Origin of the sequence: Acetobacter sp. AAB5 (assembly GCF_050106715.1) — a bacterium.
Classification (GTDB): domain Bacteria; phylum Pseudomonadota; class Alphaproteobacteria; order Acetobacterales; family Acetobacteraceae; genus Acetobacter; species Acetobacter oryzifermentans.
In genome coordinates this window covers 366,818-379,844 of sequence record NZ_JBNIEW010000003.1, presented here as the reverse complement: position 1 = coordinate 379,844, position 13,027 = coordinate 366,818, and the positions used below count along the sequence as shown (strand labels likewise).

Sequence of the window (13,027 nt, the reverse complement as noted above, 5' to 3'; positions counted from 1 at the left end):
TGATACGGAACTGGTGGAAAATCTGGCCCGCAACCATGCGGTGCTGATCACAATTGAGGAAGGTTCGGAAGGTGGCTTTGGCTCCCTTGTTGGCCACCATCTGGCCCGCACCGGCCTTTTGGACAACGTCCGCTTCCGCCCCCTCACCCTGCCAGACCGCTTTATTGACCATAACACTCAGGCCGCCCAATATGCCGAGGCCGGGCTCTCCGCTCCGCACATCGTCGGAACCGCTCTAAGCGCATTGGGCATCGGTGACATGCTTGAAGCGATCTTGCCAAACCGCGCAACCGGGACAAAATCTTAAGCCATGAAACGCTTTTCCATTCGTGCAGGCCTTGTGTTTGGTATGACCATGGCCCTCCTTCCGGTTGCTGGCGCTGGCATTTCCGCTCCGGCAGCTTTTGCCCAGTCTGCTCCGGCAAGTGCCGTAAGCGCGCCCATCCAGTCGCTGTACAAAGCGCTGGATCAGGTTCAGAACGCGCACAGCAGCTTTGCTGACCGCAGCCAGATAGTTGCTGGCGCGGTGGACCAGGCTTACGACCTTGAAGCCGTGCTCAAGGCCTCTGTTGGCCTGCGCTATGAGAGCCTGAGCCCAAGCGACAAGCAGAACCTGCTGGCAGCATTCCGCAACTTTACCATTGCGCGCTATGTCTCCAGCTTTAAGCCCGGTTCTGGTGCCCGCTTCACCGTTTCTCCGTCTGTTACGGATGCCCCTGCTGGCGGCGGCAAAATTGTGGAAACCCATATCGGGTCTGATGACAGCATGCCCGGCACGGCTGTGAGCTACATCATGCACAACGAAGGTGGTGCATGGAAAATTACCGATGTGCTGCTCAGCGATTCCCGCATCAGCCAGGCGGCTGCCCAGCGGTCTGACTTCAGCTCCACGCTGAACTCTGGCGGTGTGCAGGGTCTGATTAACGTGCTGAACCGCAAGGTTCAGAACTACTCCAAAGATTAAGCAGAAGCGAGAAGCAACATCGTGCGCCGCAGCGGAAAGAAAACAGCGCCCCGACGGGGCCATAAAACGGTTGAGGTGTAATGTCCGCCTTTCCGTTTCTAGCTGCGGCCAGCGCGGTGCTGGCTGTTACCGGCTGCGTGCAATCTTCTTTGGGGGCGGGCCTTCTGGCCCGTTTCCGCCGCAAGGAGCACAAGCCGGTTGTTCTTAAAAACAGCCCGCCGGTTACAGTTTTAAAGCCTCTTTATGGCTCTGAACCCCTGCTGGAAGAAGCGTTAGAAAGCTTTTGTACACAGGATTACCCGCAAGTTCAGATTCTGTTTGGTGTGCGGGATGCAGATGATCCGGCCATAGCCATTGTGCGCCGCCTGCAAGAACGCCACCCGGAACTGGATATGGATCTGGTGGTTAACCCCGTGCTGCACGGACTAAACCGCAAGATCAGCAACCTGATGAATATCCTGCCGCAGGCCAAGCACGATATTCTGGTTATTTCCGATTCTGATATTCATGTCAGCCCGGATTATCTTCAACATATCGTGGCCGGGCTGAGCAAACCCAACACAGGGTTGGTAACAACCCTATATGCGGGGCTACCTGCACGGCGCACCGTGGTGCAAATGCTGGCCGCTTGCCAGATCAACCACAACTTTCTGCCCGGCGTGATTCTTTCCCGCTATTTGGGGCGGCAGGATTGTCTGGGCGCCACCATGGCCCTGCGGCGTGAAACGCTGGAACAGGTGGGTGGGTTGGAAGCCCTGTTGCCGCATGTGGCGGATGATGCCCTGCTGGGCCGCCTTGTACGCCAGTTAGGCATGGATATTACCATTGCCGACTGCCTAACATGGACCACCATTGCCGAATCCAATTTTACAGAATTGTTAAAGCACGAGTTAAGATGGGGCCGCACAGTCTGCACGCTTGCACCGGCGGGCTATGCGGCTTCTTCAATCCAGCTTCCACTGTTCTGGGCTACGTTGGTGGTTCTGTTCCAGCCCCACGCAGCGTGGACACTCCCTTTTTTCTGGGGGGTATGGGGCTTTCGCTGCCTTACCGCGTTAGTAATAGACCGCACTGTAGGGTCTCGCCCGCTTTGGCCACTTCTGCTTTTGCCTGTGCGGGACTGGCTTTCCGCCGCCATTATGGTGGGCAGCGCCAGCGGCACAGAAGTGCATTGGCGGGGGCAGACCATGCATGTGGCCCCTCACCCGGTTGGGCCTCCTTCCTCTGGTGGTCTTTCCGCCAGACAGTAAACCCCGGTGCACGCAACACTTGCCTTCTGCTAACAGCCCAGAGTAAATCCCTCAGCTAAATGACCATGGAAGCCTTGCAGACCGCTTTTTTGCCGGCTCCAACCGCTTCACGCCCTTGTCAGGATAAAAACCGATGACGATGAGAACACTTTTCCTGCAGCCCCCGACTTTTGACGGTTTTGATGGTGGCGCAGGCTCGCGCTATCAGGCGCGGCGCGAAATCAAGTCCTTCTGGTATCCGACATGGCTGGCCCAGCCCGCAGCAATGGTTGAAGGCAGCCGCCTGATTGATGCCCCGCCAGCAGGCATCGGCATGGAACCGATTCTGGAAGATGTAAAAAACCGCGATCTGGTTATCCTGCACACCTCCACCCCATCCTTCGCAAAGGATGTGGAAGTGGCGCAGATGCTTAAAGACGTAAACCCCAACCTGAAAATCGGGATGGTGGGTGCAAAGGTTGCTGTTCAGCCAGAAGAAAGCCTGCTGAAAGGCACGCCAATTGATTTTGTGGCCCGCAATGAATTTGATTACACAATCAAGGAAATTGCCGAAGGCCGTGATTTCAAGGATGTAGATGGCATTACATGGCGCAACAAGGATGGCGAAATTATTGCCAACCGTGACCGCGCCATGATTGAAGACATGGACAGCCTGCCCTTCGTCACCGAAGTGTACAAGCGGGATCTGCGTATTGAGGACTACTTTATTGGGTACCTCATGCACCCCTACATTTCCATCTACACGGGCCGTGGCTGTAAATCCCGTTGCACGTTCTGCCTGTGGCCGCAGACAGTGGGTGGCCACCGCTACCGCACACGCAGCCCGCAGCACGTTGCGGCTGAAATTCGTCTGGCCAAGCAGTACTTCCCGCAGGTGAAAGAGTTCTTCTTTGATGATGACACCTTCACCGATGACCTGCCGCGTGCAGAAGCCATTGCGCGTGAACTGGGCAAGCTGGGTGTTACATGGTCTTGTAACGCAAAGGCCAATGTGCCGCGCGAAACGCTGAAAGTGCTGCGTGATAACGGCCTGCGCCTGCTTCTGGTTGGGTATGAAAGCGGCAACCAGCAGATCCTTCATAACATCAAGAAGGGTATGCGCGTTGAAGTGGCGCGTGAGTTCACCAAAAACTGCCACGAACTTGGTATTAAAATCCACGGCACCTTCATTCTGGGCCTGCCGGGTGAAACCAAGGAAACCATTCAGGAAACCATCCGCTTCGCGCAGGAAATCAACCCGCACACGTTGCAGGTTTCCCTTGCTGCGCCGTATCCGGGCACGGCCCTGCACAAGCAGGCCACGGAAAACGGCTGGCTGGATGAAAACAACGCAGAGCTGCTGGATGATAAAGGCGTGCAGATTGCACCGCTGCATTACCCGCACCTGTCCCACACGGAAATCTTCAGCAGCGTGGAAGACTTCTACAAGAAGTTCTATTTCCGTGCGCCCAAGATTGCCTCCATTCTGGGTGAAATGGTACGGTCTCCGCAGATGATGAAGCGCCGTCTGCGTGAAGGTGTGGAATTCTTCCAGTTCCTTAAGAACCGTAAGGACGCTGCGTAACCCACGCATGCCACATGGGCGGGGGCAAAATGCCTCCGCCCATGACATGTGCCCCCTGCCGGTGCTAGATACAGCCGGAGCAAGATCAGGGGTTCTGTTATGAAACGCGCCATTATCTCTGCCGATGATTTCGGCATGTCGGTTGAAGTGAATGAGGCAATTGAACTTGCCCATCGCAATGGCCTGCTTTCAACAGCCAGCCTAATGGTTGCGGGTGAGGCTGTGGATGATGCCATAGAACGCGCCAAACGCCTGCCTACCCTAAATGTTGGCCTGCACCTTGTGGTGATAGAAGGCCCGGCTGTGCTGCCCCATACCAGCCTGCCGCTGATTACCCAGCCAGATGGATGGTTTTCATCCTCTCAATTTGGCTTGGGGGTGGATTACTTTTTCCGCCCGGAAGGACGCCGGGAACTGGAAGCCGAAATTACCGCCCAGTTTGAAGCCTTCCGCCGCACCGGCCTGCGGCTAGACCACGCCAACGCCCACAAACACATGCACCTGCACCCCACGGTTGGGCACCTGCTGGTAACTATTGGCAAACGCTATGGGCTAAATGCCGTGCGCGTGCCGCTAGAACCGCCCGAGCCCCTGTACGCCGCTGGCACCTATACAGATACGCTGGGTGATGCCGCCCTCCGCCGTTGGACAAGCCTTTTGCGCCATCAAGCCCATGCCGCTGGCATGAAAACAAATGACTGGTGCTTTGGGCTGGCATGGAGCGGCCACATGACAACAGACCGCGTGGCCGCACTGGCCGCACATCTGCCCGAAGGTGTTTCTGAAATCTACTTCCACCCCGCCACGCATAAAAACGCTTTGCTGCAAAGGCTGATGCCAACTTATGAGCAGGAAGCCGAATTCAAAGCTTTGTGTTCTCCGGGCTTTCGGGCCGGGCTGGAACATGCCCATGCGCAGCTATGTGGCTGGCAGGATTTAGAGATGCCGCAGGACAATATGCCACCTGTTGCAAAATTACCGTTATAACAAGAAATACATTCTGATATTGGCTTTTATTTCATTATTATCGTGTTTTAGGAAATATTATTACAAATCCTAGCTTGACCACACAGATTGCTTCTGTTTGTGATGAGGGGCCAACAACCAAAAACAACAATAATGGTTTGTCCCATGTCTTGCATCTTAAGCCCTCGCGCTTTGCGTTCATCCGCTGCCTTTGCGCTAAAAGGTGAATTGTCCGGCTATCTGCGCTGGCTCACCATGCTGCCTTAAACAGACAGGCTGGCTCTACGGAGCTTTTTCCTTACCAGCATTGTGGTCAACATTTCCGACACTCATGATTTTGCGGGAAGCGGAATGACTTTTTTAAAAACATGCCGCTATAAAGCGGAGCATGATATGCCCGGGCGTGCATTTCCTACCGCCCTTTCTGCGCTGCTTGCAGGCTGCGCGGCTGTTGTATTGCCCGTTGGCGCACACAATGCGGCACGGGCGCAAAGCACCGCCACATCTCCACTTACGGCCCAAACAGCCGTAGCACCTGTATCCGATGCTATTATTACGCCGGGGAACAACAAGGTACACGCCGCCCCGGCAAAGGCAGCACGCCCGCTGGATGCAGAATCCCTCGGCCCGGATCTCAACGCTATTCGTCGGCCGCCCAACACGCCTATTCCGCCCAGCGGTGTGCCTGTTCTGCCGTTTCCCGGTATGGCCACCATGAGCGTGCAGCCTGTAGGGCCATCGGGGGATGCCTCGGCTTTTCATAAGGTGGAGCTGGATTCCATCCTGCCCACAGAAGGCCCATCCCGCATGTTGCCCCCTAATCTGGATGCACTGCGAGATACGGATCTGAACGATCCGTACTACGTGCCCACGGCAGGGTCTGGCGCGCTTATTCCGCAGCTTTCCCCTTTCCGGAACCGGCTGCGTGAAAAAGGCTTTACCTTTTCCTTTACTTATAAAGGGGAAGCCAATGGCCTGTTTGCCGGGGGGCGCCCGGGTGAAAAAGGCACAAGCTATGTGCATGAGCTCACCCTTCAGGCCATTTTCGATCTGGGTAAAATGAACCCCAGCCTAGGCGGGTGGTCTGTGCATACACTGGTGATGGAACGCGCCGGTAAGGCTATTCAGAGCACGCGCGTGGGCGAATCCTACGTTGGTTTGCAGGAAGTGTATTCTCTTTCCGGCAACGTGGTGGCCCACTTGGTGGATTTGTACGCTGAAAAGAAATTCCGCAACAACACGCTGGATGTCATTTTCGGGCGTATGTCACTTACCCATGTGTTTGCCACATCGCCTCTGCTCTGCTCGTTCATGGTCACCTGTTCTGCGCCTGTGGCCATCAAACAGAATCCGGGCATGAGCGTGTATCCAAAAGCCACATGGGGGGCGCGTATCCGCTTCCGCCCCACGTGGGATACGGCTATCCAGATTGGCGCGTATTCTGTTGGCGCGCTCAACGAAAACCCCTCTGGCTGGGCATGGGGGGCAGAACACGCCACCGGTATTTCCTTGCCCATCGAATTTACGTGGCAGCCTTTTTTAACGCGTAACCGTCTGCCGGGGCATTATGTGCTGGGCTACGCGCATGACACCACGCGTTATGCCGATAAAATTGGTTCGGCCCTGCCAAGCGCTGTTGCCGCACAGGTGCCCGGCGCACGCTCCGCCCCGTCTGACATGTTCTGGCTGGAAGCAGACCAGATGGTGTATCGCCTTGGTGGACGTAACATGATGGCCGGTGGCTACCTGATGGGCGGCTACATCCATGTAACCCCGCGCGCCGTAAATGTGTCCGACCAGCTTTATGGCGGTATTTCCCTTGTAGGGGTTATTCCCTCCCGCATGACAGACCGTCTGGGCATGATGTTTTCATGGTACAAGGTCAGCAACCGGCGGCGGCAGAGTGAGCAACTGGCGCTGGATGGCGGATACGGCCTGCCAAGCGGTGTGTATGGCGTGCAGCATTCGTCCGATGTGATTGAGGCTTATTACGGTATTGATGCCCTGCCCGGCCTGCTGGTGCAGCCAGAGTTCCAGTATATGATTCACCCCGGCGAAACACATAAAATCCGCAATGCGGGCATGATGGGCCTTAAGGTTATTGCCAACCTCTAGCAGGTTTTGTCCATCCATATGCAGTCTGCCCTAGTCAGGGCGGGCTGCCTCTGCTAGTCAGCCTGTCGAACGTTCAACCTACGCGACTGGCCTGCTGCATACCGGCATGACTGATACGCCCGAAAAAACATCTTCCGGCCCCCGCCTTTCCTCTAAAGCGGAAGCTGCCCGCGCCGAGCGCATGGCCCGGCAGGCTGCGGCGCTGCGTGCAAATTTGCGCCGCCGCAAGGAACAGGCACGCACCCGGCAGGACACAACAGATTCTGCCACCCCCACCAGTTCTGAACCCGGCGCACAAAACCGCCACCCTACCGGAGAAGATAAGACATGCCCGTGATGCCAGATACATGGATCCGCCAGATGGCACAGGACCACGGCATGATTGAACCGTTTGTGGAAAACCAGAAGCGCGAAGGCGTTATTTCCTACGGTCTTTCCTCCTACGGGTATGATGCCCGCGTGGCTGATGATTTCCGTATTTTTACGGATGTAAACAACGCCATTGTAGACCCCAAAAACTTCAGCCCGGATGGCTTTGTTTCCCGCCGGGCCGATGTGTGCATTATTCCGCCCAACAGCTTTGTGCTGGCCCATACTATTGAATACTTCCGTATCCCGCGTGATGTACTGGTGGTATGCTTGGGCAAATCCACCTATGCGCGCTGCGGCATTATCGTCAACGTCACCCCCTTAGAACCAGAATGGGAAGGACAGGTGACGATTGAGATCAGCAACACCACGCCGTTGCCTGCACGCATTTATGCCAATGAAGGCATTTGCCAGTTTCTGTTCTTTAAGGGTGAAAGCCCGTGCGAAGTAAGCTACGCAGATCGGGCCGGTAAGTATATGGGCCAGCGTGGCGTTGCCACCCCGCGGATGTAAGAGAGACCATGGATCGTTTCATCATCCGGGGCGGACGCCCCCTGCACGGCGAAATTACCATTGGCGGTGCCAAAAACGCAGGCCTGAAGCTGCTGGTAGCTGGGCTGCTCACATCTGAACGGCTGGTACTTTCCAACGTACCGCGCATTGCCGATATTGGCACCATGCGCGCCCTGTTGCGCCAGCATGGGTTGGAAGTGGAAGACGTAAATGGAGATGGCTCCACCATTTCCGTTGGTGGTGACATTACCAATACCGAAGCGCCGTACGATATTGTTTCCAAAATGCGTGCGTCCATTCTGGTGCTTGGCCCACTGCTGGCCCGCTGCCATGAAGCCCGTGTTTCCCTCCCCGGTGGGTGCGCCATTGGCACACGCCCTGTGGATATGCACCTAAGGGGGCTGGAAACTCTGGGGGCAGAAATTACGCTGGAAAACGGCTATATTCATGCCCGCGCCCCCAAGGGGTTGAAGGGTGAGCGCGTTATTCTGCCGTTTGCCTCTGTCGGGGCTACGGAAAACATCATGATGGCCGCCACCCTTGCCAAAGGGCGCACGGAAATTGTGAATGCCGCGCGTGAGCCGGAAATGGTGGATCTGGCCAACTGCCTGAACGCCATGGGTGCTCGTATTTCTGGCGCAGGCACCGGCACCATTACCATTGATGGCGTAGAAGCCCTGCACGGTGCAAAGCACCGCATCATGCCAGACCGTATTGAATGCGGTACCTATGCCTGCGCCGCCGCCATTACCGGGGGTGACCTACGCCTGATTGATGGGCATGTAGACCATCTGGGCGCTGTGGTGCGTGCGCTGGAAGAAACCGGCGTGGAAGTAACGCAGGAAGGCAACGTTATGCGCGTGCGCCGCACCGGCGCGCTGCGTGGCATTGATATTATGACAGAGCCCTACCCCGGTTTCCCCACAGATATGCAGGCCCAGTTTATGGCGCTGCTTTCTGTGGCCGAAGGGGCCTCCATGATTACGGAAACCATTTTTGAAAACCGTTTCATGCATGTGCCAGAGCTAAACCGCATGGGCGCACGCATTAACGTGCATGGGTCTTCCGCCATTATCCGCGGTGTGCACAGCCTTTCTGGCGCACCTGTTATGGCAACAGATTTGCGGGCTTCTTTCTCTCTCATTCTGGCAGGGCTTGCCGCGCATGGTGAAACCATCCTCAGCCGCGTGTATCACCTAGACCGGGGGTATGAGGCTGTGGAACGCAAACTGGCAGCTTGCGGCGCACAGATTGAACGCGTGCGGGACTAAGCCAAAACCCAACGGGCCAAGTTTGAAAAACGGGTGGTGGCCGCAATGCCTCACCCGTTTTTCTATTTAAGCTTCGGGCGCTGTTTCCTCACTTACGGCAAAGCCTATCAGGCCGCCTATAACAGCAATAAGGCCCGCATAGTCTGCCATTCCAAGTAAAACGCTGCCCAACAGCAGGGCCTCCCCCACCAATGTAAAACCCACTTCTCCCGCCTGTGTGGCATCTACGGCGGCAATCAAATACGGATCTGAAGATAGATTGCGTGCATAGGTGAACAAGGGCGTGGCCAAACAGCCTGCAAACAATGCAATAAGGCCCGTGGATGTTATCTGCCCCATATCTGGCAATGGGGGGCGCACCAGCAGCAACAGGGCCGCAAAAAACGGCAAAGCGCCGAGTGTCATTAACAAAACAGCAGCCAGAGGGTCTCGCAACAATGCAGCATGTGGGCCAGCCTGATGGCGGAACCGATTAAGCAACTGGTTACCTATGGGGTAACAGAATGCCGCCACCAGCAACGGCACCACGCCAGAGGCAATTTGTGCCAGCGGCACGCCAGCTTCCAACCGCCCTGCATTGAGAATAACGATACCGGCAAAAATAAGCACCAAAAACGCCACACCGCGTAAAGGCACCTTGCCGCCAAAGGCCCATAACACAATAGGCGTGGCCAAAATGGTGCTTTGCCACGTGGCAGCAACTATCCAGCCGGGGGCATGATTGGCCGCAAAGCAACAGCAAGCGTAAAAGACACCATACCCAATACCGCCCGCCACCAGCCAGAAGCGCAGCTTTTGCCAGAACAGGTGCCAAATTGCCGCCACCCAGCGCGGGCCTTTGGCCACAAAGCCCCATGCCAACAGCAGAAAAGCGGTTTCAATATAACGGAGTGCGGCACTCCACACCCAATGCCCACCATGCAGGCTGATAGACCGATTAAGCACAAAGGTGACAGAAAACAGGGCCGAGGCAATTAACCCCAACCCAATAAGCCGGGGAGCCCCCGCGCCACCATGCCGCATATCTGCACCATCTAAAACAGGCGCTACCGCTGTGTTTTTATCCGCCATATCTGCGCCACCCGTTTTATAACCACACAGCATTTTTCAACCATAGGCAGGCCAGAACCTGCCCTTATATTCTGTGCGATGTGTTAACGAATAATACAAGAGCGCAATGCTTGGGCTGCACATACAAAAAAGCCGGAGCAGGCTGATACCCGCTCCGGCTTTTTTAAAAAACGCTGTTTTTCAGGTAGGCGGGGTTAGTCTTCCCACCACACGGAAAGCGTGCGCACGCCCTGCGCGCCACGCACCAGAACACCCTGAATATCAGCCGTAGCGGAAGGCCCGCTCATCAGCACGCCGTAATTGGCGGTGTGGAATTCGGGGCGATCTATATAAGCGGTGTGCATGTTTGCGGTTAGATTTTTGGGGGAAAGAATAACCACAATATGCTGTGTCAGATGCGCGGCAGAATTTAAGCTGTTCAACTGCGCTTCGCTCAAATAGATGGAGCCCATTTCGGCAATACCGAAAGGTGAGCGCACGACCAGCACATCCACCGAGGCCGCCTGCTGTGGGGAATCCAGATCTTCAATCCGGATTGTGCCTTCAAAATCCGGCACAGCCGAGCAGATAACCTTGGAATCCGGAAAGGTGCGGGCAATAGCTGTTGCCAGCGTATCGTTTTCCTGCCGTTCCAGAACCTGGCCGCCAATAATTTGCAGGCTGTTTTCAAAACGCGCCTTGCCTGCATCCATATCACCCAGCTTGGCAACGGGGGGCAGCGGATGGGCGTTGGGGTCTGGGCGGTTATCCCGCAAACGGGCTAGAATGGCATCACGCGAGCTCATGCTTTTTCCCCTTCCTTCTGCTTGTTCAGGCGGTTTTTCTTGTACCAGCTGTTGAAGGTGGTTTTTACGGGGTGCGGCAATTCACGGTGCTTGCCCCACGGGTTCAGCCAGTTATACAGCACAAAGCGCGGCATGGTGCTAAGGGCCACCTCCGTACCGTTAATGGCGGCACGGTATAGCTTGGGCTGGCCCATAAGCTTGCCCGCCATGTGCATGATCTCACGTTTTACAAACGGCAGTTCATGATGTTCGGCCAGCACGCGCCGCCATTTATAAAGCTGCTCGTGAATATTGATCTTAACCGGGCAAACATTGGTGCAGCTTCCGTTCATGGTGGAAGCAAACGGCAGCGTGCTGTATTTGCGCTCGTTAAAGGTAGGATCAATAATTGCGCCAATCGGGCCGGAATACACGGCACCGTAAGACAGCCCACCGGAGCGACGATACACCGGGCAGGTGTTCATGCAGGCACCACAGCGAATACACTTAAGCGATGTCCAGAAATCCTGCATGCCAAGGCGGTGTGAACGGCCATTATCCACCAGCACCACATGCATTTCGCTTCCCTTTTGCGGGCCACGGAAATGCGTGGTGTACTGCGTGATAGGAGAGCCCAACGCACTGCGCGAAAGCAGACGGATAAACACACCCATATCCGCCATACGCGGCACAAGGCGTTCGATCCCGATAGTGGCAATATGCAGCCCTGGCACGGTAGCGCTTAGATCTGCATTGCCTTCATTGGTGCAAACAACAAAGGACCCCGTTTCCGCCACAACAAAGTTGCCGCCTGTCATCCCCGCATCAGCAGACAGAATAACCGGACGCGCGGCCAAACGCTGCTGCCATGCCAAAGACTGCGCGCTGTTGTCGTTCGGGTCTGTATGATAGTGCTCGGCAAAAATCTTGGCCACGTCTGGTATCAGCTTATGCACGGCTGGCACCACAATGTGGCTGGGCATCTGGTTATCCAACTGCTGGATACGTTCACCAAGGTCTGTCTCGGTAACTGTAACGCCGCGTGGTTCCAGATATTCGCGCATCTGGCATTCTTCGGTCACCATCGACTTACTTTTGATAAGTGATTTGGCGCCGTGTTTTTCCAGAATTTCGCCAACAATGCGGTTGTGTTCCGCGCCATCGGCTGCCCAATGAACGTGAATACCGTTCTTTTTGGCGTTGGCTTCAAACTGCTCCAGATATTCGGGCAGATTGGCCAGCGTGTGTTCTTTTATCTGGGAGGCACGGGTGCGCAGTTCCTGCCATTCTGGCAGAATGTGCATCTGCTCATCACGCTTCTGGCGCAGGTCCCACAGGCGTTCATCATGAAAACTTTCATGCGCAACGTCTTCAATGAACTTTTCAGCCGCTAGAGCGTGATTGACTGGTTTAACCTTCATTCCCGTGCTCCATTCAGAATTTCAGCAATATGAATGAAGCGGATGGGAACCCCAGCCCGTTCCGCACACCCTTGCTGGTGCATCATGCAGGACGTATCGGCAGAAACAATGTATTCCGCCCCGGCTTTGTGATGATCTGTTACCTTATCCACCCCCATTTTGGCGGAAACGGCTTCTTCCGTAACCGAGAAGGTGCCACCAAAACCGCAGCATTCATCTGGCCGTTTGGGATGGGCAAAGGAAATGCCTTTAACTTTGGAAAGCAGATCCATCGGTTTGGAAAAGAAAGGCTCACCCAGTTCAGACATGCTGGCCGTGCGTAGGGCGCGCAGGGTGCCGCAGCTATTATGCAGGCCCACCTTGTGCGGGAATTCCGCCCACGGAAAATTGTCTACCTTCAGCACATCGTGCAGAAATTCCACCAATTCAAAGGTGTTTTCACGCACATGCCGGACTTCATCCGTTTGCGGAATGGCATCAAAGTTGTCCCGCACATGGTGGGTACAACTGCCAGACGGCATAACAATGGCATCGTATTTGGCAAAGAGTTTGACAAACAGCGCCTCAGCAGAGGCAGCATCCCGGTTACAACCTGAATTGGCCATTGGCTGGCCACAGCAGGTTTGTTCCATGGGGTATTCTACATCCTGGCCCAGCTTTTCCAGCAGTTCCAGCGTGGCAACCCCTGCGTTTGGATAAAACGCATCTATGTAACAGGGAATAAACAACCCGATTTTCATACGCACCCCCGGTTTTTGC

General features: G+C 55.5%; 13 protein-coding genes. 9 read left to right on the top strand and 4 right to left on the bottom strand.

The genetic code is table 11. From position 1 onward, the window contains the following. The 9 genes from ACP7IZ_RS05850 to murA form a co-directional block, all read left to right on the top strand. A partial coding sequence (locus tag ACP7IZ_RS05850; RefSeq protein ID WP_426848227.1) for a transketolase C-terminal domain-containing protein occupies nt 1-307 on the top strand: 307 nt, incomplete at its 5' end. A gap of 3 nt (nt 308-310) precedes the next feature. Next, a complete protein-coding gene (locus tag ACP7IZ_RS05845; protein ID WP_063353530.1) occupies nt 311-964 on the top strand; it encodes an ABC transporter substrate-binding protein in 654 nt (217 codons plus the stop codon). 80 nt (nt 965-1,044) lie between these two features. Then, nucleotides 1,045-2,214 (top strand): bacteriohopanetetrol glucosamine biosynthesis glycosyltransferase HpnI, encoded by a 1,170-nt coding sequence (gene hpnI, locus ACP7IZ_RS05840; protein ID WP_006116948.1) that lies wholly within the window; start codon nt 1,045-1,047, stop codon nt 2,212-2,214. A 133-nt stretch (nt 2,215-2,347) separates the two neighbouring features. Beyond that, on the top strand, nt 2,348-3,778 hold the full coding sequence (hpnJ, locus tag ACP7IZ_RS05835; RefSeq protein ID WP_426848226.1) for a hopanoid biosynthesis associated radical SAM protein HpnJ: 1,431 nt from the start codon (nt 2,348-2,350) through the stop codon (nt 3,776-3,778). Nucleotides 3,779-3,877: 99 nt separating this feature from the next. Then, a complete protein-coding gene (hpnK, locus tag ACP7IZ_RS05830) occupies nt 3,878-4,765 on the top strand; it encodes a hopanoid biosynthesis-associated protein HpnK (protein ID WP_426848225.1) in 888 nt (295 codons plus the stop codon). Nucleotides 4,766-5,053: 288 nt separating this feature from the next. Then, entirely contained in the window at nt 5,054-6,859 is a 1,806-nt protein-coding gene (locus tag ACP7IZ_RS05825) for a carbohydrate porin (protein ID WP_426848224.1), read from the top strand. A gap of 106 nt (nt 6,860-6,965) precedes the next feature. After that, a complete protein-coding gene (locus ACP7IZ_RS05820) occupies nt 6,966-7,196 on the top strand; it encodes a hypothetical protein (protein WP_006116944.1) in 231 nt (76 codons plus the stop codon). After that, a complete protein-coding gene (gene dcd, locus ACP7IZ_RS05815) occupies nt 7,187-7,741 on the top strand; it encodes a dCTP deaminase (RefSeq protein WP_012812446.1) in 555 nt (184 codons plus the stop codon). The genes ACP7IZ_RS05820 and dcd overlap by 10 nt, the downstream gene beginning before the upstream one ends. A gap of 8 nt (nt 7,742-7,749) precedes the next feature. After that, the gene (gene murA, locus ACP7IZ_RS05810; protein WP_426848223.1) at nt 7,750-9,012 is read left to right on the top strand and encodes a UDP-N-acetylglucosamine 1-carboxyvinyltransferase; all 1,263 of its coding nucleotides are present in this window, start codon (nt 7,750-7,752) and stop codon (nt 9,010-9,012) included. 66 nt (nt 9,013-9,078) lie between these two features. On the opposite strand, the gene ACP7IZ_RS05805 is transcribed toward murA, so the two are convergent. The 4 genes from ACP7IZ_RS05805 to ACP7IZ_RS05790 form a co-directional block, all read right to left on the bottom strand. After that, on the bottom strand, nt 9,079-10,083 hold the full coding sequence (locus tag ACP7IZ_RS05805) for a multidrug resistance efflux transporter family protein (protein ID WP_426848221.1): 1,005 nt from the start codon (nt 10,081-10,083) through the stop codon (nt 9,079-9,081). Between the two features lie 194 nt (nt 10,084-10,277). Then, on the bottom strand, nt 10,278-10,868 hold the full coding sequence (locus tag ACP7IZ_RS05800; RefSeq protein WP_426848220.1) for a LutC/YkgG family protein: 591 nt from the start codon (nt 10,866-10,868) through the stop codon (nt 10,278-10,280). Then, the gene (locus ACP7IZ_RS05795; RefSeq protein WP_426848219.1) at nt 10,865-12,268 is read right to left on the bottom strand and encodes a lactate utilization protein B; all 1,404 of its coding nucleotides are present in this window, start codon (nt 12,266-12,268) and stop codon (nt 10,865-10,867) included. The genes ACP7IZ_RS05800 and ACP7IZ_RS05795 overlap by 4 nt, the downstream gene beginning before the upstream one ends. Then, entirely contained in the window at nt 12,265-13,008 is a 744-nt protein-coding gene (locus ACP7IZ_RS05790; RefSeq protein ID WP_003624975.1) for a (Fe-S)-binding protein, read from the bottom strand. The genes ACP7IZ_RS05795 and ACP7IZ_RS05790 overlap by 4 nt, the downstream gene beginning before the upstream one ends. Nucleotides 13,009-13,027 lie beyond the last annotated feature (19 nt).

Bases quoted from the DNA above. Each gene is read 5' to 3' on its own strand.
- murA (WP_426848223.1), top strand. From the start codon at position 7,750: ATGGATCGTTTCATCATCCGGGGCGGACGCCCCCTGCACGGCGAAATT.
- ACP7IZ_RS05790 (WP_003624975.1), bottom strand. From the start codon at position 13,008: ATGAAAATCGGGTTGTTTATTCCCTGTTACATAGATGCGTTTTATCCA.
- dcd (WP_012812446.1), top strand. From the start codon at position 7,187: ATGCCCGTGATGCCAGATACATGGATCCGCCAGATGGCACAGGACCAC.
- hpnI (WP_006116948.1), top strand. From the start codon at position 1,045: ATGTCCGCCTTTCCGTTTCTAGCTGCGGCCAGCGCGGTGCTGGCTGTT.
- hpnK (WP_426848225.1), top strand. From the start codon at position 3,878: ATGAAACGCGCCATTATCTCTGCCGATGATTTCGGCATGTCGGTTGAA.
- hpnJ (WP_426848226.1), top strand. From the start codon at position 2,348: ATGACGATGAGAACACTTTTCCTGCAGCCCCCGACTTTTGACGGTTTT.
- ACP7IZ_RS05800 (WP_426848220.1), bottom strand. From the start codon at position 10,868: ATGAGCTCGCGTGATGCCATTCTAGCCCGTTTGCGGGATAACCGCCCA.
- ACP7IZ_RS05820 (WP_006116944.1), top strand. From the start codon at position 6,966: ATGACTGATACGCCCGAAAAAACATCTTCCGGCCCCCGCCTTTCCTCT.
- ACP7IZ_RS05805 (WP_426848221.1), bottom strand. From the start codon at position 10,083: ATGGCGGATAAAAACACAGCGGTAGCGCCTGTTTTAGATGGTGCAGAT.
- ACP7IZ_RS05845 (WP_063353530.1), top strand. From the start codon at position 311: ATGAAACGCTTTTCCATTCGTGCAGGCCTTGTGTTTGGTATGACCATG.
- ACP7IZ_RS05795 (WP_426848219.1), bottom strand. From the start codon at position 12,268: ATGAAGGTTAAACCAGTCAATCACGCTCTAGCGGCTGAAAAGTTCATT.